18 protein-coding genes are annotated in these 19,506 nt (G+C 71.5%); 8 read left to right on the forward strand and 10 right to left on the reverse strand.

The genetic code is table 11. The features are described 5' to 3' along the window. Positions 1-127: 127 nt before the first annotated feature. The 7 genes from AB0F72_RS13260 to AB0F72_RS13290 all read right to left on the reverse strand — a co-directional run bounded on the left by AB0F72_RS13260 (position 128) and on the right by AB0F72_RS13290 (position 8,528). Positions 128-1,099: a hypothetical protein gene (locus AB0F72_RS13260; protein WP_360429863.1), complete on the reverse strand. Its 972-nt coding sequence runs from the start codon at positions 1,097-1,099 to the stop codon at positions 128-130. Positions 1,100-1,178: 79 nt separating this feature from the next. Then, entirely contained in the window at positions 1,179-2,105 is a 927-nt protein-coding gene (locus tag AB0F72_RS13265) for a hypothetical protein (RefSeq protein WP_360429865.1), read from the reverse strand. Continuing rightward, positions 2,102-3,658, reverse strand: a complete 1,557-nt coding sequence (locus AB0F72_RS13270; protein WP_360429867.1) for a hypothetical protein — start codon at positions 3,656-3,658, stop codon at positions 2,102-2,104. The genes AB0F72_RS13265 and AB0F72_RS13270 overlap by 4 nt, the downstream gene beginning before the upstream one ends. Position 3,659: 1 nt before the next feature. Next, a complete protein-coding gene (gene pseI, locus AB0F72_RS13275; protein ID WP_360429869.1) occupies positions 3,660-4,676 on the reverse strand; it encodes a pseudaminic acid synthase in 1,017 nt (338 codons plus the stop codon). Then, a complete protein-coding gene (locus AB0F72_RS13280) occupies positions 4,673-5,122 on the reverse strand; it encodes a GNAT family N-acetyltransferase (protein ID WP_360429871.1) in 450 nt (149 codons plus the stop codon). The genes pseI and AB0F72_RS13280 overlap by 4 nt, the downstream gene beginning before the upstream one ends. Before the next feature lie 4 nt (positions 5,123-5,126). Continuing rightward, on the reverse strand, positions 5,127-6,188 hold the full coding sequence (locus tag AB0F72_RS13285; protein ID WP_360429873.1) for a glycosyltransferase: 1,062 nt from the start codon (positions 6,186-6,188) through the stop codon (positions 5,127-5,129). Between the two features lie 99 nt (positions 6,189-6,287). Further along, positions 6,288-8,528, reverse strand: a complete 2,241-nt coding sequence (locus tag AB0F72_RS13290; RefSeq protein ID WP_360429875.1) for a bifunctional diguanylate cyclase/phosphodiesterase — start codon at positions 8,526-8,528, stop codon at positions 6,288-6,290. 130 nt (positions 8,529-8,658) lie between these two features. Between AB0F72_RS13290 and AB0F72_RS13295 the strand changes: the two genes are divergently transcribed. Further along, positions 8,659-10,182 carry an APC family permease gene (locus AB0F72_RS13295; RefSeq protein WP_360429877.1) on the forward strand — a complete coding sequence of 508 codons (1,524 nt, stop codon included), beginning with the start codon at positions 8,659-8,661 and terminating at the stop codon, positions 10,180-10,182. Here AB0F72_RS13295 and AB0F72_RS13300 read toward each other — a convergent pair. Both AB0F72_RS13300 and AB0F72_RS13305 read right to left on the reverse strand, forming a co-directional pair. Next, entirely contained in the window at positions 10,179-10,679 is a 501-nt protein-coding gene (locus AB0F72_RS13300) for a hypothetical protein (RefSeq protein ID WP_360429879.1), read from the reverse strand. The two genes, AB0F72_RS13295 and AB0F72_RS13300, sit on opposite strands and share 4 nt — an antisense overlap. Positions 10,680-10,762: 83 nt before the next feature. Then, entirely contained in the window at positions 10,763-11,332 is a 570-nt protein-coding gene (locus AB0F72_RS13305; protein ID WP_360429881.1) for a TetR/AcrR family transcriptional regulator, read from the reverse strand. Between the two features lie 80 nt (positions 11,333-11,412). On the opposite strand from AB0F72_RS13305, the gene AB0F72_RS13310 reads away from it, so the two are divergent. The 7 genes from AB0F72_RS13310 (at position 11,413) to AB0F72_RS13340 (ending at position 18,238) form a co-directional block, all read left to right on the forward strand. Continuing rightward, positions 11,413-12,627, forward strand: coding sequence for an MFS transporter (locus tag AB0F72_RS13310; protein WP_360429883.1), 1,215 nt, complete (start codon positions 11,413-11,415; stop codon positions 12,625-12,627). Between the two features lie 77 nt (positions 12,628-12,704). Continuing rightward, positions 12,705-14,291: an alpha/beta hydrolase gene (locus tag AB0F72_RS13315; protein WP_360429885.1), complete on the forward strand. Its 1,587-nt coding sequence runs from the start codon at positions 12,705-12,707 to the stop codon at positions 14,289-14,291. A gap of 157 nt (positions 14,292-14,448) precedes the next feature. Next, complete coding sequence (locus AB0F72_RS13320; RefSeq protein WP_360429887.1) at positions 14,449-15,036, forward strand: TMEM165/GDT1 family protein; 588 nt, start codon at positions 14,449-14,451, stop codon at positions 15,034-15,036. 12 nt (positions 15,037-15,048) lie between these two features. After that, positions 15,049-16,260 (forward strand): tetratricopeptide repeat protein, encoded by a 1,212-nt coding sequence (locus tag AB0F72_RS13325; RefSeq protein ID WP_360429889.1) that lies wholly within the window; start codon positions 15,049-15,051, stop codon positions 16,258-16,260. Positions 16,261-16,349: 89 nt separating this feature from the next. Beyond that, positions 16,350-17,027, forward strand: a complete 678-nt coding sequence (locus AB0F72_RS13330) for a tetratricopeptide repeat protein (protein WP_360429891.1) — start codon at positions 16,350-16,352, stop codon at positions 17,025-17,027. A gap of 9 nt (positions 17,028-17,036) precedes the next feature. Then, positions 17,037-17,423: a RidA family protein gene (locus AB0F72_RS13335; protein ID WP_360429893.1), complete on the forward strand. Its 387-nt coding sequence runs from the start codon at positions 17,037-17,039 to the stop codon at positions 17,421-17,423. 71 nt (positions 17,424-17,494) lie between these two features. Further along, positions 17,495-18,238 carry a LamG-like jellyroll fold domain-containing protein gene (locus AB0F72_RS13340; RefSeq protein WP_360429895.1) on the forward strand — a complete coding sequence of 248 codons (744 nt, stop codon included), beginning with the start codon at positions 17,495-17,497 and terminating at the stop codon, positions 18,236-18,238. Here the strand turns inward: AB0F72_RS13340 and AB0F72_RS13345 are convergent. Beyond that, the gene (locus AB0F72_RS13345) at positions 18,225-19,424 is read right to left on the reverse strand and encodes a glycosyl hydrolase family 18 protein (protein ID WP_360429897.1); all 1,200 of its coding nucleotides are present in this window, start codon (positions 19,422-19,424) and stop codon (positions 18,225-18,227) included. The genes AB0F72_RS13340 and AB0F72_RS13345 overlap by 14 nt on opposite strands. Positions 19,425-19,506 lie beyond the last annotated feature (82 nt).

A 19,506-nucleotide genomic window follows, 5' to 3' on the forward strand; every position in this document is an offset into this window, starting at 1 on the left:
GGGCGACGGCTGGGGTGGGCGAGCCGTAGGTGAGGCAGGTTAGACGGGCGGGAAGCCTGCGTGGGCTACGGCTCGGGTGGGCGAGCCGTAGGTGGGGCGGGTTAAGCGCGCGGATTACGTGTGTGGGCTACGGCTCGGGGGGCTGTTCGGGGGACGCGACGGTGATGGAGTGGAGTTTTACGCCGGCTGCCTGCTCCACCACTATGGGAGACCAGGCGTTTCCGGTTCCGCGGCCGGTCAGGCGGCAGTCTCGGATGACCGTGTCGCGATACGTCAGCACCGTGACCACGCCGTCGATCTCGCTGCGGCCCCAGCCGGCGATCCGCACCGCGTAGAGCGGCCCCGACCACGTGACGTCCACGTCCGCGATCTCGATGCGGGAGCCGATCTCCGGGGACGAGACGAACCGGTCCGTATTGTCGCCCGGTAGCAGCCGGAAACCCATCTCCACGTCCGTCAACGATGCGCCGGTCACCCGTACGTCATGGACCGAACTGAGGTAGAACCCCTCGATCGCCCGGGACACGGTCAGCCCGGCCACGTCCAGCCGATGCGGGTGATAGGTGGGGCCGACCAGGGTGGCGACGTCGGCGCCGGCCGCACCCCAGTGGACGGCCAGCCCGGTGTATCCGCCGGTCACCGTCACGTCCCGGAGCACGATGTCGCGCACCGCGCCCATCACGCCGATCGCGTTGGCGGTGCGCAGGTCGCCGTGGTCCACCCGGACGCGGCGAACCTCCACGCCGGAGATCCACTCGGGAGCCTCGGTGTACAGGTATTCGCCGATGGTGAGACCGGTACCCCGGTCGCCGCCGTGCTCGCCCGGGTCGGACGGGGCGGGCCGCAGCCCGAGGTCGCTGATCGACACGTCGGAGCCGAGCACGTGCAGCACCGGGTGGCCGGTCCGTTCCGTGGCGACCAGCCAGGTGTCGTCCTCGGAGGCCCCGCGGATGGTCCATCCGCCCGGCACCCGCAGGCCGTCGGCGAGGGGATGCCGGCCGGGCGGGATCTCCAGCTTGCCGGGCGGGCCGGCGAGCAAATCCCGAAGAATCCGGAGATTCTCCACCGAGTCGGCGCCGAGCACCGGACGCAGCGTCATCGCAGCCGCCACGCGGGCCGGTCGCCGGGCACGGGGAGCAGCCGCCACGCGGGCCGGGCGGCGGGCACCGGGCGCAGCGTCACCGCAGCCGCCAAGCCAGGGTCGGCTGGGGGCGGGCCGCTCCGAGCAGCACCGGCGCCTCGATCGGGCCGGGCAGTCGGATCTCGTCGCCGGACAGTTCGACAGCGATCGGGTCGCCGGTCATCACGTCGGCGGCGAGCACTCCGGAGAGCGGCCCCGGCCGGGCCGGCATCGCCCGGTAGGCGACCCGGCGTGCGGCCCGGACGGCCTTGAACGCGGCCCGCGCCGGCCTGCGCCGGGTGAGCTTGTTGCGCGGGGTGAGCGGCAGCGGCGGCGCGGCCGGCACCGGCTGGGTGATCAGCCGCTGCACCGGGGACGCGCCGGGCTGCAGGACCGCGAAGTCACAGCCGGTGAAGGTGTTGGATCCGGTGGTCGGCTCGGGACCGGTGCTCTCCCGTACCGTGATGCGGTTGAACCTCAGGCCCACGACGGGCCGGACGGAGAGCCGCCCGGCCGCCCACGACGGCGGCGGGGTCTCGCCCAGCTCGATCATCAGCAGGCCGTCGCCGTCGAGCTCGCCCTCGGCCAGGTCGAACGCCAGGACCGCCTCGGCGCTCGCCGCGCCCCGCCAGCCCTGCCGGCGGGCCAGCACGGCGCTGCCCCGGATCCGGCCCTGGGCGCGCAGGGCGATCAGGCGGGGCAGTTCCGGGGTGGTCCGGGACGGCCGGACGCGGTCCGCCCACCAGCGGGTGCTGACCTCGTCGAGCCCGATCGAGACGGTGACCCGCACGGGACCGCCGGTGCCGGCCACCTTCACGGCGACGGCGCCGAAGTCCCCGGTGACCCGGCCGATGATGCCCCGGCCGCGAACCGTCTGGTCGACGATCGTCACCGACGGGTGCATGCCGATGGTGAGTTCCAGCGGGAGTTCGGCGGGGACCGACGGCTCGTCGAAGTCGGTGCGGAACCAGGTGCCGACGCTCATAGCGGGGTCCTGGTCAGCATGGGTTCGCGCCGGGTCCACATCCGCTCGACGGTCTCGAACAGTGGGTCGGAGTCGCTCTCGATGTGCCGGAACGTCGCCCGGATCGTCTTGAGCAGGGTGTTCACCGGCCACACCTCCCACTGCGGCACCTGCGGGGTGACCACGTCGGCGCCGCTGCGGTAGAGCCAGAGCCAGAGGCGGGCGCGGCGCACCTGTTCCTCGGAGACCAGCGACGCGCCGTCGTGCAGCGCGGTGATGCTCTCGTCGAGGGTCTTGAAGTACGCGTCGGTGGAGTCCACGACCGTCGACAGCCCGCACGAGCTCCACTCGGACCAGCCGGCCTGGATCACCGGGATGCCGTACGCCGGAAGTTCGTTGCTCACGCTGCCCCGGACCGTGACGCCCAGGTCGGTGAGGCTCCACAGCGCGTTCTTGCTGATCGCCGCGCTCGGCTTGAAGACGAGATGACGGGACGACCGGTGCTCTTTGGCGAGGTTGCCGAAGAAGCCGCTGGAGTCGTAGAGCGCCTGGCTCGGGTGGTCCAGGAACAGCCACTGCGCGTCGTCCCGGCCGGCCGCGAAGGCAGCGGTGTCGGTGAACCAGTCGGCGAGGCTCGGGAACAGCTCCCGGTTGGTGCCGAGCGCGTCGGAGACCGCGTGGTTGAAGACCGCGACGATCGGCTTCTCCGGGTCGAAACCGAACCGGGCCGCCGTGTGGGTGCGCAGGACCGCCCGCTCGGACGGGTTGTTGAGGTCGACGGACGCGGCCGCGCCGCCCCGCCACCAGCTGGGCCGGCCCAGGTTCACCTTGGCGCGCCAGGCGATCAGTTCGGTGGCCCGGCGCAGTTCCTCGCGACGCGGCCAGAGCTTGGTCTCGAACACGTCGCCGATCTGCCGGGTGAGCTCCTCGCGGAACGTGCCGGTGTGCGTGTCGTGCTCGGGGAAGAGCGCGTACGCCTTCAGGCAGCCGGTCTGCTGGGTGTGCACGACCGGGACACCGGCGCGGCGGGCCACCTCGACGGCGAGTCCCCACTGGTCGTAGTCGACGTGGCTGGTGACCAGCGCGATCACGGGCCGGCGGAACTGCTCCTCGTAGAAGGCGGCGAGTCCGTCCCCGTACCGCTGACGCTCGGTTGGTGGTTGCGGCCGCAGCCGCGGCAGTTTCGCGAGGCGCGCGTCGGTCGCGGCCACGTAACCCGAGGTGTCGAACGTCGGTGTGGCGCCGGAGGACTTGCGCACGAGGTCCCAGACGTCGATCGTCTCGTCGGCGCCGTAGGCGGAGGCCAGCTCACGGACCAGCGCGACGTCGAAGCCCTGCCAGAGCGTCTTCTGCCAGGCCTCCTCGACACCGGTGAAGACGACCAGCCGGGACGGATGCATCCGCCGGATCGCGTTGGCCACCGCGAGGTTCCGCAGGGTGACCCGCAGGTCCTGGTGGAAGGCCTCCACCAGGATCACGGCGTCGTCGGAGGCCGGGGGAAGGTTCTTCTGCCAGAAGACTTCGGCAGCGGTGAGGAAGTGTTTCCACTCCTGCTTGTTAGCCTGCAGCCACACGTCAGACCAGATCCCAGGTGAGCGGTGTTCCCTTGGCGGCGTCCGCGGTGAAGACGCGCCCGAGCACGGAGTTGATGGCGTCGGGTTCGAGGCCGCCGGTGGGACGGATGGAGCGGACGTTCTTCTCGGTGACCGGGTCGCCGGCCTTGACGTCCTCGACGACGTAGAGGGAGCGCCTGAACCGCAGGCCCTCCTTCTCCGCCTCGGTCGGGCCGATGCTGGTGGTGCCGAGCGACTGCCAGGCCCGTTCCGATTCCACCACGAGCGCGGCGAGTTCGGCGGGTTCGAGGGAGAACGCCGAGTCCACGCCGCCGTCGGTCCGGCTCAGCGTCACGTGCTTCTCGATCAGGACGGCGCCGAGCGCGACAGCGGCGATCGGCACGCCGATGCCGAGCGTGTGGTCGCTCAGGCCGATCGGCAGCCGCAGCGCCTCGGCCAGCACCGGGATGCGGCGCAGGTTGGTGTGCTCCGGAGGGGCCGGGTACGACGCCGTGCAGCTGAGCACGGTGATGTCGGTGGCGCCGGCGCTCTGTGCGGCGTCGACCGCGGCGGTGATCTCCTTGAGCGTCGCCATGCCGGTGGAGATGATGATCGGCTTGCCGGTCGACGCGGCCAGGCGGATCAGCGGCAGGTCGGTGATCTCCGAAGAGGCGATCTTGTACATCGGCGCGTCGAGCTTCTCCAGCAGGTCGACCGCGGTCGGGTCGAACGGGCTGGAGAAGGCGGCGATGCCCCGCTCGCGGGCACGATCAAAGATCGGCTCGTGCCAGTCCCACGGGGTGTGCGCGCGGGTGTAGAGGTCGTAGAGGTACTCGCCGCCCCAGAGCTCGTGTCCCTTGGAGAGCTGGAACCGCGGGTGCTTCACATCCACGGTCAGGGTGTCCGCGGTGTACGTCTGGATCTTGATGGCGTCGGCTCCGGCATCGGCGGCGGCATCTACCAGCTGCAATGCCCGGTCGAGCGAACCGTTGTGGTTCCCCGACATCTCCGCGACGATGTACGGCTTCGAATTGCTCATTTCGCTCTCTCTGTCCAGACGACCGTCTTCGGCACTCCGTCGACGAGTCGTTCGTATCTGCGCGTCTCCCGGAAGCCGAAGCGCCGGTGCAACGCGAGCACCTGCTTGTTCTCCGCGAGCGTCTCGCCGCCCAGGGTCTCGAGGCCGAGCGTGCCGAACGCGTACTCGACGGCCTCCTTTTCGAGGCGCATCCAGGCCGGCAGCAGCTTGGGGCCGAGCCCTTCCACGTCGAGGTAGAACGACCAGGTGTTGCCGTTGAAGATCACCACCCCGGCGGGTACGCCGTCCTCGGTGTAGATGAGGACGTCAGCGCTGCGCGACGCCCACCAGGCGGCGTGCTCGGCGGGCTGGATCTCGTGGGTGGTGAGGCTGACCGCTCGCACCGCTGGGTGGTTGCGCCAGCCCAGCACGAGGTCGCGGTCGGAGTCACGGGCGGGACGAAGCACGCCGTCAACGTAGGGATGTGGTTCGGACGGGCTGTGGCGCTGAGGGGAGGTCCGGGGAAACCACAGGTGTCCGTTCGGTGGATCGGCGCCGCAGACCCGCTATCCGGTAACCCGTTCGCAGCGCCGAGTACATCGCGTAGCTGTTCACCGCGACGAGACGGTGCTTGATTCCGGCCGCGCCGTCCGGGGGCTGGTAACCCTCGGGACGGTGCCGCCGGTAGAGGTCGGCGATCCGCCGGAAGAACTGGCGGCGGCGTCTCGGGTGCACCCGGGAGTCGTTGCCGGCGACCACCAGCAGGTGGCTGATCATCAAGGTGAACAGCCGGACACGCAGCGCCGGGTCCACGCCCGCGGAGTCCAGCCAGGCGTACAGCCGGTCCCACTGCTCGAACGCCTCGAAGTGCCGCTCGCTGCGGGTCGCGGTGATCGCCCCGATCCGGCCGACCCGGTAGTGGTAGCAGACCCGGTTGAGCACTTCGACGCGCTCGGCGGCGAGCAGCACCGGGTTGCTGAACGGGACGTCCTCGTACCACCCGGCGGGGAACCGCAGGTCGTGCTTCGCGAGGAAGTCCCGCCGCATGATCCGGTTCCAGGCGGTGTGCTGCACGCCGAGCAGGCGGTCCACGGTGGCCGGGCCGCGCAGCAGCGGTGAGCTGGCGTCGGTGTCCAGGCGGCCGTTCTCGTGCACCCGCAGGTGGTCGACGAGCAGCACGTCCGGTTCAGTCTCGCGCAGCCTCTCCAGCACCGCCCGGATCGAGCCGGCGGGCAGCCAGTCGTCGCTGTCCACGAACCACACGTACCTGCCGCGGGCCTCCGCCAGGCCGGCGTTGCGGGCCAGGCCCAGCCCCACGTTGCTGGTCAGGTGCAGGACTCGCACGTCACCGTGGCGGGCGGCGTACCCGTCCAGCATCGACCCGCAGGCGTCGGGGGAGGCGTCGTCCACCGCGATGACCTCGACCTGCGAGTTCTCCTCGGCGGTCAGTCCGGCGCGGATCGACTCCAGACACTGGTACAGGTAGCCCTCGACCGCGTAGACCGGCACTACGACGGTCAGCAGAACGTCCATGACGGCAAATGTCGACCCCGGACGTGAAGTTCCGGGGAACCAGAGCTTTCAGGGATCTACGTCACAGGCAATTCTCGCGGTCCAACGGGCGAACACCCGTCACCCGCCGAAGAGCAGGTCCTGCATCGCCTCGGTGGTGAGCGGCTCGGCGAAGTAGTAACCCTGGCCCAGTTCGCAGTTGCCGCCGGCGAGCTCGTTCAGCTGCTCGGCGTCCTCGATCCCCTCGGCGATCGTGGAGAGTTGCAACGCCTGTCCGAGCTGGATGATGCCGTGGGTGAGCGCCGCCGCGGCCGGTACGTCGCCGACGTCGTCGACGAACGACTTGTCGATCTTGATGATGTCCACCGGGAAGCGCCGCAGGTACGCGAGCGACGAGTACCCGGTGCCGAAGTCGTCGATCGCCAGCCGCAGACCGAGCGCCTTCATGGCGTGCAGCCGGCGCAGCGTCTCCGGCCGGTGGTCCACGATCAGCGACTCGGTCAGCTCGATGACCAGGCAGTGCGCCGGCAGCCCGCTCTCCTCCAGCGCGGAGCGCACCACGTCCGGCAGATCGGCCCGGTCCAGTTGCACGGCGGAGAGGTTCACGCTGACCGTGAGCGGCGGCAGCCCTTCGCGGCGCGCGTTCCACCCGGCGGCCTGCCGGCACGCCTCCCGCAGCACCCACTCACCGATCGGCACGATCATGCCGGTCTCCTCGGCGAGCGGGATGAAGTCCAGCGGCGGGATCATCCCGCGCTCCGGGTGCTGCCAGCGGACCAGCGCCTCCAGCCCGGAGATCTCCCCGGTCCGCAGCCGCACGATCGGCTGGAAGCGCAGCTGGAACTCGTGCCGCAGCACCGCGCGGCGCAGGTCGGCCTCCATCTCCAGGTGCTTCTGGAAGGACTCCCGCATCACCGGGTCGAAGACCGTGAACTGGTCCTTGCCCTGCTTCTTCGCCTCGAACATCGCGAGGTCGGCCCGGACCAGCAACTCCTGGGCGTCCTGGTCGCCGGTCACGCCGTACGCCACCCCCACGCTGCAGGTCACGAACGTCTCCCGGCCGTCGAGGTCGAACGGCTCCCGCATCGCCGCGACGATCCGCCGGGCGACCGGAACGGCCGCCTCCACCCCGGCGACGTCCGGCAGCAGCACCGCGAACTCGTCGCCGCCGAGCCGCGCCGCGGTGTCGTCGGTGCGCAGGCACTCCCGGATCCGGTCGGCGACCGCGGTGAGCAGCCGGTCACCGGCGTTCGGTCCGAGCGCGTCGTTGATCACCTTGAACCGGTCCAGGTCGATCAGCAGCGCGGCGGCTCCGCCGGTCCGGGCCATGGACAGGGCGTTCTCGGTACGGGTCATGAACAGCGCCCGGCTCGCCATGCCGGTCAGCGCGTCGTGGAACGCGTGGTTCATCTCGCGCAGCGTGCGGGCGTCGGTGATGGCCAGGCTGACGTGCTCGGCGAACGCCTGGAGGATCTCCCGCGACGGCTTGTCCCACTCCCGCACCCGGGCGTACGAGCCGACGAACATCGCGCCGATCACCACGCCGTTCTCGTGCACCGGCACCGCCATGATGCTCTTGAGCTTCGCGCGGACCACTTCGGGTACGGCGATCGGCGAGCTGGCGTAGTCGTCGACCGAGATCAACTCGTCACCCATGATCGCGAGGCCGGCGGCGCCGAGCGCGGCGACCGGCACCTGCTGCATCCGCACCACGGCGTCGTCCGGGATCCCGTGCGAGGCGACCAGGCTGGTCCGGGCCGGGTCGTCGCTGTCCAGCACGGTGAGGCCGGCCATCTCGACGTCCATCAGCTCGGCGGCCGATTCGGTGATCATTTCGAGAAGCCGGGGCAGCGGCTCGCGCCGGGCGATCGCCCGCTGCACCGTGCTGAGCTCGTCGAAGAGGCGCTGGCGGCGCTGCAGCGAGTCGATCAGGCGGCCGTTCTCAGCGGCCTGCCGCCGTTCCGCCTCGACCAGTTGGAGGGTGTGCAGGCTGAGCTGGAGCACCTGCGCCATGCCGCGGAGCAGGCAGATCTCCTCGACCGTGAACCCGGTGGCTCGCCGGCCGAGCACCAGCGCGCCGGGGGAGGCGCCGCCGATCGGGGCGCGGGCGACCGCGTACGAGTCCTCGCCGATCACCAGCGTGCCGCGCCGGCCGGCCGCCACCTCGCCGACGGCGTACGCGGGAACGGCGTCGGGCGCGAGCCCGACCACCGCCGCCACGCTGCCGTCGACCACCAGCACCGCGAGGTCGGCGCCGAGCGCGCGCACCGCACACTCCACGGCGGCACGCTGCGCGGCGGCTTCGTCGGGCCGGTCCGCGACGACGGCGAGGAACTCCGTCAGTTGCTCAGTCGCTAGCACGGTGTTGCTGTCGGCGGTGCCGGGACTCACCTGAGAAAAACCAGTGAGTCGCGTGCCAACCTGGTCACGAACGGTCAGTGAATCGCTACTAACAGTTGCACCGGTGTTACTGGTGCGACTGAATGGACCCGTGGAGACGCCTGAGGACGATCCGCACGCGCTGGCCACCGGTCGCCTCGGCGTGGCCTCGGTCTCGTTCTTCGGCCTCGCCGCCGCCGCGCCGGTGGTCACCCTGGTCACCCTCGTTCCGGTGTCCCTCGCGGCGGGCTCCGGCCCACTCGTGCCGCTGACCTTCGCCGCGCTGGGCGTCCTGCTGTTCCTCTTCTGCGGTGGGTACGCGGCGATGATCCGCCGCTCGCCGAGCGCCGGCGCCGCGTACACCCATGTCGCCCGCGGCCTGGGCCGCCCCGCCGGCCTGGCCGCCGCCTGGCTGGCGCTCGCCGGCTACCAGGCGATCCAGTTCGGTCTGTACGCCCTGGCCGGCGCCGCCGCCACACCCCTCGCGCAGAGCTGGTTCGGCTGGGCCGTCCCGTGGTGGGCCGGCGCGGCCGCCTGCTGGGCCCTGGTCGCGCTGCTCGGCACCATGCGGATCGAGGTGGCGGCCGGGGTGGCCGGCCTGCTCGCGGTCGCCGAGGCCGCGGTGCTGGTCGGCGTGGGTGCGAGCAACCTGCTGCAGCCGTCCGGCGAGCGGATCACCGCCGCGTCGATCCGGGTGGACGCTTCGCTGATCGACCGGCCGGTGCTCGGGCTGCTGCTGGCGGCCGGCGTGCTCGCCTTCGCCGGGTTCGAGAGCGCCGGGAACTACGCCGAGGAGACGCTGCGGCCGAGGCGGACGGCCGGGTTCGGCGGCTACGGCGCGGTGCTCCTGGTCGCCCTGCTGCTCGGCGGCCTCACCTGGTCGATGATCGTGGCGGCCGGCCCGGACCGGATCACCGCGGTGGCCGGCGCCCGCGGTGCTGACCTGCTCTTCGCCCTGGCCGGCGAGCGCCTGCTGCCCTGGGCGGTGACCACGGCTCGGGTGATCCTGGTGGTCGGTGTGCTGGCCGGGGTGCTGGCGCTGCACCACGCCATGGCCCGCTACCTGTACGCGATGGGCCGTGAGGGCGTGCTGCCGTCCGTGCTGGCCGCCACCGGCCGCCGGACCGGCGCGCCGCGGGCCGCCTCGCTGACACAGACCCTGGTCGTGGGCGCCGCGCTGGCCGGCGCCTATGCGGCGGGCGCTGATCCCGGGCCGGTGACCGCTCGCTGGATGATCCTCGGGGGCGCGCTGAGCATCCTGCTCCTGCTGCTGGTCACCGCGCTGGCCGCGCTGCTGCACCTGAACCGGGCGCCGGGCGGCGAGAGCGCCTGGGGCCGTTTTGTTTCGCCCCTTCTGTCCACTGTGTTCCTCGGCAGCCTCGTCTGCCTGGCGTTTCGGGACCTGCCGGAGATCCTCGGCCTTCCGGCGGGCTATCCGCTGGTACGCGCGGTTCCGGCGGCGATCGGCGGATGCGTCCTGCTGGGGCTGGCACACGCGGCGGCGGTCAGGTGGCGGTGGCCGGAGCGGTACGCGGGTATCGGCCTCTGCGGGACGGCGGTGGTCGTCACGCCGTACCCGGAAATTCCTGCGCAGCGGAGCCCCGGGGCGCACCGCCCGGAACGGGTGGAGTTCTAGCCGAAGAAATCCTGGACCTGGGTGAGCGTCAGGTACCCCTGTTGCTCCAGCTCACGCGGAATGGACGGCAGCGACTTCGCGGTCACCGGCACCTCGTCCGCGTCGCCCGGCGCCGGCGATGGTTCCGGGGTCGGCGGCAGGTCGGCCAGCGCCATCGCCTCCCGGATCACCTCGAACATGGTCCGCACCTCGGTGGTGGCGCGCCGTGCCAGCTCGTCGGGTCCGGCGCCGGCCGGTGGCAGCTCGCAGGTGAAGTTGGCCCGCAGAAGATCGTCGACGCGGTGGATGTCGGCGCTCGGGCGCAGGTGGTCCAGCCGTCCTTCGGTCACTATTCCGAGCTCGCACCCGTGCAGGCCGGAACCGTGCCACCAGCGCTGCCAATGCGGATCGGCGTCGAGCGTCTGCACCGCGTGCTGGAGGGCTACCAGGTAGTGCCGCGGAGCGTGACCGTCCCGAGTTGCCGTACCCAGCCGCGGGTGGATCCAGAACTCGTCCATGTTTCGCATGGTGACAGGCCGGACGGCATAAGGGGGAAATTTCGGACGCGCGCGTCGCGGTTTCGGTCGCCGAAACCGGGGCGTCAGGTCGCCGCGTCCAGCAGGGCGGCCGCCATGGTCCGGGCCAGAGCCGGGGCGTGCGGTCCCCGATCGAGCCGCGCGCCGGCGGTCGACCCGTCGTAGAGGATCACCAGCTGGGCGGCGAGCGCCTCCGGGTCGCGGGCGCCGGCGTCCCGGGCCAGGTCGAGGAAGAGCTGCCTGGTCCAGGCCCGGGTGGCGTCCGCCTCCTCCTGCACCACGTTCGACGGGTGCGCCTCGGCGCTGGCGTTGTAGAACGCGCAGCCCCGGAAGTCCGGCTTCGCGGCGGTCTCGGCGAGCACGTCGAAGACGCCGAGCAGCCGGTCGCGCGGATTGTCGAAGCGCTCCAGGCCGGTGGTGATCCGGTTGCGCCGATCGTCGTGCCGGCGCTGGAGATATGCCCGGACCAGGCCGTCCTTGCTGCCGAACGTGCTGTAGAGGGAGGCCTTCGCCACCCCGGCGTGCTCGATCACCTTGTCGATGCCGACGGTGTGCACGCCCTGCGCGTAGAAGAGCTCGTCGGCGGCGTCGAGCAGCCGGTCGCGGGCGGAGGGTCGGGGTGATGTGGCGGACATGGTTTGACGATAACAGACAGGTCTGTCTAGTGTCATCGCGTAACCAGACAGACCTGTCTGTTCAGAACAGGGGGAAACCCGTGACGCTGTTGGCCGAAGCCCCACCCGTGAACAAGCGCCTCACCCACCCGGCGGCCTTCGCCGCGGTCGCCGCGATCCTGCTGACCTTCGCGGCGGCGGCTGCCGTGCCGTCCCCGCTCTACGTCGTCTACCAGCAGCTCTGGGGCTTCTCCGCGGCCACGCTCACGGTGATCTTCGCGGTCTACGTGGCCGCCCTGATCGGAGCGCTGCTCGTGCTCGGCGCACTCTCCGACCACATCGGCCGGCGTCCGGTGCTGGCCGGGGCCGTCGCGCTGGAGGCGGCCGCCCTGATCCTGTTCGTCGTCGCCGGCGACGTCGCCACGCTGATCGTGGCCCGGATCGTGCAGGGCGTGGCGACGGGCGTCGCGCTGAGCACCCTCGGCGCCACCCTCATCGACCTCAACCCGCGCCATGCGCCGGGCCGGGCCGGCCTGGTCAGCGGCATCGCGCCGGTGGCCGGTCTCGCCGTGGGCGCGCTCGGCGCCGGCGTGCTGGTGGAGTACGCGCCGTTCCCCACCCACCTGGTCTACGCGCTGCTGCTGGGCGGCATGGTCCTCGCCGCGGTGGTGGTTGCCCTGCTGCCGGAGACGGCCGCCCGGCGTCCCGGTGGTGCGGCGTCGCTCGTACCCAAGCTCGGTGTTCCGGCCCGGCTGCGGGCCGACCTGCTCGCGCTCGTCCCGATCATCGTGGCCAGCTGGGCGCTCGGCGGGCTCTACATGTCGCTCGGACCGTCGGTCGCGGCCGACTCGTTCGGGCTGCACGACCATCTGGTCGGTGGCCTGGTCGTCACGCTCGTCTGCGGCGCCGGAGCGGTGGCCTCGTTCCTGCTGCGCCGGGTGCCGACCGCGCGGGTGCTGGCGGTCGCCGGCGCCGGCCTGGCCTCCGGCGGTCTGATCGGGGTCGGTGGGCTGCTCACCGAGAGCCTGCTGCTGGCGGGGCTCGGCTCGGTGATCTCCGGGATCGGGTTCGGCGCGGCGTCGCTCGCGTCGTTCAGCACGCTCGCCCGGATCGCCGCGCCGCACGAGCGGGGCGAGCTGATGGCGGTGGCGCTCGTCGTCTCGTACGTGGCGTTCAGCCTTCCGGCCGTCGTCGCCGGTGTGGTCGCGGGACGGATCGGCCTGCACGACACGGCGCTGGCGTACGGCGGGGTGGTCGCGGCCCTGGGTGCGCTCGCTCTGTTGATCCAAGCCGGTCTCAATCGGGCAAAAGCTTAGAAAAGATCGGCGTGGACTCCCGCCCTCTGTCCGATTCACCACAAAAATGAGGGGTAAATCGGACATAAGGGGCAAAGATGAGAAGACTCTGGGCGGCCGCCACCACGGCCGCGCTCTGCGCCACCGGCGCCACGGTGACGGCGGCACCGGCCGAGGCCTCCAGCGGCGGGCGCAACGCGGCGGCGATCACCTGGGGCCCCTGCACCGAAGCGACGCTGAAGGCGCAGAACGCCGAGTGCGGCTTCGTGGCCGTGCCGATGGACCACGCGAAGCCGGACGGTGCCAAGATCCAGTTGGCCGTCTCGCGGGTCAGGCACACCGTCCCGCAGGAGAAGTACCAGGGCGTCATCCTGGTCAACCCCGGTGGCCCGGGCGGCGCCGGGCGGAGCATGGCCACGCTCGGGACGCACGTGCCGAACGGTGGCGGGGCCGGGTACGACTGGATCGGCTTCGACCCGCGTGGCGTGGGCGCGAGCACGCCGAAACTGGTCTGCGACACCGGCTACGCGGGGTACAACCGGCCGGCGTACGTGCCGGTCACCAAGGCGATCGAGAAGGCCTGGCACGCCCGGACCAAGGCGTATGCGGCAGCCTGCGCGAAGGCCGGTGGCCCGCTGCTGGAGCACCTGCGCACCGAGGACTCGGTGCGTGACATCGAGGCGCTCCGCGTCGCCCTGGGCGCCGACAAGATCAATTTCTACGGCTTCTCGTACGGGACGTACCTGGGCCAGGTCTACGCCACCAAGTTCCCGGACCGGGTGCGCCGGATGGTTCTCGACGGTGTCGTCGACCCGGGCCGGGTCTGGTACCGCTCGAACCTGGACCAGGACATCGCCTTCGACCGCGCGATCAAGGTGTACTTCGCCTGGATTGCCAAGTACGACGCGATCTACCACCTGGGCCGGACCGGGAAGGCCGTGGAGAGGCTCTACTACCGGCAGCTCGGTGAGGCGGCCACCAGGCCGATCGGCGGAGTGATCGGCCCGGCCGAGCTCACCGACGTCTTCCTCCAGCCGGGCTACTACATCTTCGGCTGGGAGGCGACCGCGCGGGCGTTCTCCGCCTGGGTGCACCGGAGGGACCCGAAGCCGCTGCGGAAGCTGTACGACGACAACCACCCGCAGACCGCGGACGGGGACAACAGCTATGCGATCTACCTGGCCGTCCAGTGCACCGACAGCAAGTGGCCGTCCGACTGGCGGCGCTGGGCGAAGGACAACTGGCGGGTGCACAAGAAGGCGCCGTTCGAGACCTGGGGCAACGCCTGGTACAACGCGCCGTGCCGGCACTGGGCCGCCCGCCCCGGCCGCCCGGTCGACGTGACCGGGACGAGGATCCCGCCGGTCCTGATGATCAGCGAGACGCTCGACGCGGCCACCCCGTTCACCGGGGCGATCGAGGCGCGTCGCCGGTTCCCGCAATCGGTGCTGGTGGAGGGCGTGGGCGGAACCACGCACGCCGGTTCACTCTTCGGCAACGCGTGCGTCGACTCGACGATCGGTGACTACCTCGCGTCGGGCGTCCTCCCGAAGCGGCTGGAGGGGAACCGATCGGACAAGGAATGCGCGCCGATCGCCCAGCCCACGCCGACCGCGGCGGTCGGGCGCAAGGTGAAGGAGCGGCTCAGCCTCATGCGCTATGCTTCCGGGCGCGAAGGGGAGTAGCTCCCAATGTCGCGGTCGACATACTGACGCTCCGGCGTCCGGCCGCGCGGCCTTTCCCAAAGGCGAGCGAGACCTTCGACCAGGCCGCAACACTAGTGCGGCCGGGTCGAGGTCGCCCTGCGCCTGAGCCCCGGTCGCCATCAACCGGGAGTCATCTGTGGAAGGTTTCCTCGCCGCGCTGGGCATCAGCTTTGCGGTGATCTTCGTGGCTGAGCTGGGCGACAAGTCGCAGCTCATGGCCATGACATTCGCGACACGCTTCAAGCCGATTCCGGTGCTGGTCGGCATCACCGTGGCGACCGCCCTGGTGCACCTCGTGTCGGTCGGTATCGGGTACGGCCTCGGCACCACCCTGCCGACCGGCTGGATCTCCCTGGTGGCGGGCATCGCGTTCCTCGCCTTCGGCGCCTGGACGCTGCGCGGCGACAAGCTCACCGACGAGGAGAAGAGCAAGGCGGAGCGCTCCACCGGCTCGGCGATCCTGGCCGTCGGTGGGGCGTTCTTCCTCGCCGAGCTCGGTGACAAGACCATGCTCGCGACCATCACGCTCGCCACCCAGCACGGCTGGTTCGGCACCTGGATCGGCTCGACGGTCGGCATGGTCGCGGCCGACGCCCTCGCCATCCTGGTCGGCCGTTACCTGGGCCGGCACCTGCCGGAGAAGGCCATCAAGTACGGCGCCGCCGCGCTCTTCGCTATCTTCGGCATCTGGTTGATCGCCGAGGGTGTGATCGAAGTCCGATAGGAGGGGCGGAGCGTGACCCGATCCGTCGAGATGGCCCGGATCCAGCTGGTCCGCGGTGAGCCTGGCGCCGCCGCGGAGCTGCTCGGTCCGGTGCTCGCGGCGGAGCCGGACGACGTCACCGCTCTGATCCTGATGACGCACGCGCAGCTCGCCCTCAAGAAACCCGAGCTCGCCGAGGAGGTGGCCCGGCGCGCGGTGCGCAACGCGCCGGAGTGGGCGGACGCGCTCGCCGCGCTGAGCCGGGTGCTGACCGCGCTTGACCAGCACGAGGAGGCGATCGCCACGGCGCGGGAAGCGGTGCTGCGCCAGCCGGACAACCCGTACCGGCACAATCGGCTGGCGTGGGCGCTGCTGGAGGAGGGCCGGGACCCGGTGGCCGCTGAGAACGCGGCGCGCGAGGCGGTGCGGCTCGGTCCGGACGAGTCCGACTTCCGGATCACCTACGCCATGGTGATGAAGCAGCTGAACCTGCGGGACCGGGCCCGGCAGGCGCTGCGTGACGCGCTGGCCCTGGACCCGGAGAACGCGGTAGCCCTGCACGAGCTGGCCGCGCTGGACGTGGTGCACCACCATCCGTTCGCGCTGGGCCGCCTCGCGCGTGGGGCGTCCGGCCTGGTCGGGGCGCTGCGGACCGATCCGAGCCAGCAGGCCAGCCGGTTCCTGCTGGACGTCGCCCTGCGCCAGTTCCTGGTCTACACCGCGATCATCCTGACGCTTCTGGCGTACCTCGGCTGGCGTCTCGCGGAGTCCTCGACCGGGTCCGCGCGGGTGATCGCGGCGGCCGCCGCGCTGGCGCCCGCCGCGTACGCCGGCTTCTTCGTCGCCCGGCTCGACCCCGCGCTCCGCGGTTATCTGCGCGGCCTGCTGACCTCCGGGCGTCAGCGGATCGCGATGATCGCGGCCGGGGTCGCCGTGGCGCTGCTGCTCTTCGCGATCGTGGCGCCGGCCGGGTGGCTCTCCGCGCTGCTCGGCACGGCTGCGGCGACCGGTTTCGGCGTCCGCCTGCTGACCGCTCCGGCCGACGAGCCGGGCGACTCCGGGCGCGGCCTCTCCACCAACTCGCTCTGGCTGATCGTGGGCGTCTGCGCGGCGGCCACGCTGGGTCTCGCGATCACCGACGCGGCTCACCCGTCGTGGCGGCTCGCCGCCCTGATGGCGGCGCCGGCCGCCGCCATCGTCTGCCTCCTGGTGATTTTCCGCCGGAGGAAGCTCGCCGGCCGATGATGATCTTCCGGCGAAATGTCTCAGTTATCCGCCTTCGCCGCCGATAATCACCGTGTGACCCCCAGCTACGTGCGACGCGGAGTGGCCCGATGACCGAGCTGGCCTCATCCACCCGGACGGCGGCGGCCACCGATGCCCCGGCGCGTGCCTTCGCCGACCCGGCCGACCTGGGTGTGGCCCGTGCCGCCGCGCTCTTCGAACACCTGCAGCCGGACCGTGCCGCCGCGATCCTCGAACCGGTTCTGGCATCCCACCCGCAATCGGTGGCCGGCTGGATCCTGATGGCCCGGATCCGGCTCGCCCTCGACCAGATGGACACCGCTCTCGAGGCCGCCGTCCGGGCCATCGAACTGGCCCCCGGCGACCCTCGTCCGCTCGCCATCGCGAGCCGGGCGCTGACCCTGCTCGGCCGGCACGACGAGGCGATGTCGATGGCGTACCGGGCGGTCGTCGTCGAGCCGAAGAACCCGCTCTGGCACGACCGCGTGGCCTGGGCGCTGCTCGCCGCGGACCGGCAGCTCGCCGACGCCGAGCAGGCCGCCCGCACCGCGATCGGCCTGGACCCGAACGAGGCGCACTACTACTTCACCCACGGCATGGCCCTGGCCGCGCTCGGCCATGTCGACCAGGCGCGCCAGGCGCTGGCGACCTCACTGCGGCTGGAGCCCGGCAACCCGGTCGCCAAGCATCGGCTGGAGGTCCTCAACGGCGAGGCCGAGCCGGTGGCCGAGAAGAAGAAGCGTGGCTGGAAGCTGTTCGGCCGTTAGTCTGCCCGGATGGCTGAGCGGTATGCGATCTCCTCGGGCTCGGTGTTCGAGGAGAAGTACGGGTACACCCGCGCGGTGGTCGACGGTGACCGGGTGCACGTCTCCGGCACGACCGGCTTCGACTACGCCACGATGACCATCTCGGACGACGTGGCCGAGCAGGCCGAGCAGTGCCTGCGCACGATCGACGCGGCCCTGGCCGAGGCCGGCGGCTCGATCGCCGACGTGGTCCGGGTTCGTTACCTGTTGCCGGACGGCGCCGACTTCGAGGCCTGCGCGCCGGTGCTGAGCCGCTGGTTCGGCGCGGTGCGACCGGCCGCCACGATGATGGTCGTCGGCCTGCTCGACCCCCGGATGAAGATCGAGATCGAGGCCGAGGCGCGCCTCACCCGGTGACCTGACCGAAAATTCGTCGGACCGATAGCCCGACGTCCGATAATTCGGTTATGCGATGTATGTTCGCCGCAATGCTCGTTGCCGCGATCGTCGCCGGTCCCGCACCGGCTCGCGGAGACGAGCCGGCCCAGGGAAACGAGCCGGCTCGCGGAGATCAACCGGCCCGGGAAGATCAACCGGCGTCCCTGGTGACCGCCCACTACGGCTTCAACGGGTGGCCCACCGCGACCGTCGACGAGTCCGGCAACGGCCATCACCTGCGTGTCCTCTCGTTCGGCGGCGGCCGGGTGCGGCCGGTCGCGCACGGACCCGGCAACGCCCTCGCCTTTCCCGGCAAGTGCACCGACACGGCCTGCCCGCACGTGGTGCTGCAGAGCACCACGTCGGCCGACCTGAATCCGGGCAGCCGGGACCTGTCCTACGGCGCCGACGTCCTGCTCCCGCCCGGACAGACCAGCACCGGCCAGAACGTCCTGCAGAAGGGCTACTCGCGGACCAGCAGCCAGTACAAACTGCAGATCGACGGCGCCGCCGGCCATCCCAGCTGCGTGCTCGTGGACGAGTTCCGGCCGACGATCCGGATCGCCCGCAGCCGGATCAGCACCGCGGACGGGCGCTGGCATCGGATCCGCTGCCAGCGCACCGGCGACCGGCTGGACATCTACGTCGACGGGGTGCCGTACGGCTGGACCAGCGTGCCGGCCGCCCTGTCGGTCCGCAACAACCGGCCGCTGAGCATCGGCGCGAAGGGTGCCTACCGCGACAACGACCAGTTCAACGGCGTGCTCGACAACGTCTGGGTCAGGATCGGCTGAGCGCGGTGAGCAGCTGGGCGTCCGGGGTGTCGCCGGAGAGCTCCCAGGCGAACAGGCCGCCGAGACCCCGCTGCCGGGCGAAGGCGACCTTGTCGGCGATCGTCTCCGGGGTGTCGTACGACCACCACTGCGCCCCGCACCGGGCGTACGCCTGCCCGCCGGCCGTCCCGGTCGGCGGGCAGCGGTCCACCAGCACGTGGTAGTCCTCGATGCCCTTGGCGTGGCGGCCGGGCGCCGGCCCGGTGGCCGTGGCGCCCGGTTCGGCGCCGTCCACCCCGGTCCAGCCCCGGCCGTAGAAGCCGACCCCGATCAGCACCTTCGCCGCCGGGACACCGAGGGCCAGCAGCTCCGCGACGGTCGACTCGGTGGTGGCCGCCGTCCGGGGGATGCCGGGATAGGCGCTCAGCGCGGAGTGGGCCGCGGTCCGGCGATCGTTCGGTCCGGTGCTCGCGCCGAAGTAGTCGTACGTCATCGCGCCGAGCCAGTCCGCGTACCGTGCCGCCCCGGCGTAATCGGTGACCCGCAGCTTTCCGACGTCGCCCGGCACCGCCGCGGTGATCAGGGCGTTCGCCCCGAGCGACGCGCGCAGCGCGGCGAGCAGGGCGGTGAGCGCGCCCGGCCCGCTGGAGTCGCAGGAGACACCGCAGGCGTTCGGGTACTCCCAGTCCACGTCGATGCCGTCGAACAGCCCGGACCAGCGGGGATCGTTGATCAGCGCGCGGCAGGACGCGGCGAAACCGGCCGGATCGGCGGCGGCCCGGGTGAATCCGGCCGAGCCGCTCCACCCGCCGAACGACCAGAGCACCTTGAGCCCGGGGTTCGCCGCCTTGAGCTTGCGCAGCTGTCCGAAGCTGCCCAAAAGCGGGGCGCCGGGCCGGTCGGCCACACCGTCCACGCTGTCGGCGGCCTCGATCGGCTTGCGGTGGGCCGCCCACGGGTCGCCGACCGCACACCGGCCGCCGTCGACCTTGCCGAACGCGTACTTCAGATGGGTGAGCCGGCGCACCGCGCCGCTCGCCTGCAGGTTCTTCACCCGGAATCCGCGGCCGTAGACCCCCCATTCGGTGAAGTACCCGGCCACCACCCGCTGGTCGGGGGTGGGTGACGGCGATGGGCGCGGTTCACCTCCGCAGGCGGTCAGGGCGAGCAGGAGTACGGGTACGAGCAACGCTGACACCAAGCGCACCGGGCCGAAGCTAGCCGCCATACCCGCCATACCGCCCCTCTACCACTCGAACGTGTCGTTCACGACGTCGTGGGTCATGACA

The organism is Actinoplanes sp. NPDC023936 (genome assembly GCF_040639325.1).
GTDB lineage: Bacteria > Actinomycetota > Actinomycetes > Mycobacteriales > Micromonosporaceae > Actinoplanes.